Here is a 1,019-nt window from a genome sequence, read left to right on the forward strand (position 1 = left end):
CCCGGGGGTCAGGGTCGGCAGGGGTGGGGGTGGGTCGTGTCGAGAAACGATACCGGCGGTATCGGTCGGGTCCCCCCACCGTATACCACCGAGGGCCGTCACAATGGACCCATGAAGTCTCCGACCGATCCGCGCCGGGCACGTTCGCGGGGCAAACTCCTCGACGCCGCGGTCGATCTACTCCTGGCGGGTGGCGCCGCGGCGGTCACGGTGGACGCGGTCACCCGCGTGTCCGGGGTCGCCCGGACCACGCTGTACCGCAACTTCCCCTCCACCGACTCACTGATCGCCGCGGCGTTCCGACGCCTGCTGCCTGCGCCGGAGCCGCCTCCGGGCGACGCCCCGGTGCGCGATCAACTCATCCAGCTGTGCACGTCCATGACGCGGCTGATCCAGGACGCCCCCCTCCAGCAGTCGATGTGGGGATGGCTGGCGATGGGCCGGGGAGCCGGGGACGACGACGAGGTGGGCGAGCTGCGACGCGGAGTCGTGGACTCCTACGCCGCCCCCCTGCACGCGATCCTGTCCGCCGCCGAATCCGCCGGGACCCTGATCCCCGGGGACCGCGACCTGGCGGTGGCACAGCTCGCCGGGCCGGTGGTCCTCTCCCGCATGATCGGACTGCGTCCGTTCGCCGAGACGGACATCGAGATCCTCGTCGACGACTTCCTTCGCAGCCGCCTGGCGGGGAACGCGGGCCGAGACCGCCCGGTCGGTGAGACGGACCAGCACGACGCGGCAGCCGGCTCATGACCGACTCCGTCGGGGCGATCGTCCTGGCCGGTGGCCGCGCGAGCCGACTCGACGGCACGGACAAGGCAGGAATCGCGGTGGCGGGCCGGCAGATGCTCGAGACCGTGGTCGCCGCCGCCGCGGCCGTGGCGGACCCGGTCGTCACGGTCGGCCCCGGAGGCGACACCTGCGAGGAACCGCCCTACTCCGGTCCGGTCGCCGGGATCGCGGCGGGACTGGCGGCACTCCCGGAGAGGGTGGACCTCGTCGTCGTCGTCGCCTGTGAC

The 1,019-nt window shown here is 72.8% G+C and carries 2 protein-coding genes; both read left to right on the plus strand.

What is annotated here, in order from left to right; all coding sequences use genetic code 11:
- Window positions 1–111: 111 nt before the first annotated feature.
- A complete protein-coding gene (locus IY392_RS15645; RefSeq protein WP_182613568.1) occupies window positions 112–753 on the plus strand; it encodes a TetR/AcrR family transcriptional regulator in 642 nt (213 codons plus the stop codon).
- Window positions 750–1,019, plus strand: a 270-nt coding sequence (locus IY392_RS15650) for an NTP transferase domain-containing protein (protein WP_194861706.1), incomplete at its 3' end; no start/stop codon positions are given. The genes IY392_RS15645 and IY392_RS15650, both read left to right, overlap by 4 nt.

It is taken from the genome of Dietzia sp. SYD-A1, assembly GCF_015356725.1.
In the GTDB taxonomy this organism is placed as follows: Bacteria; Actinomycetota; Actinomycetes; order Mycobacteriales; family Mycobacteriaceae; genus Dietzia.

Excerpts from the sequence above, each read along its gene's own strand:
- IY392_RS15645 (WP_182613568.1), top strand. The coding sequence starts at position 112 with ATGAAGTCTCCGACCGATCCGCGCCGGGCACGTTCGCGGGGCAAACTC.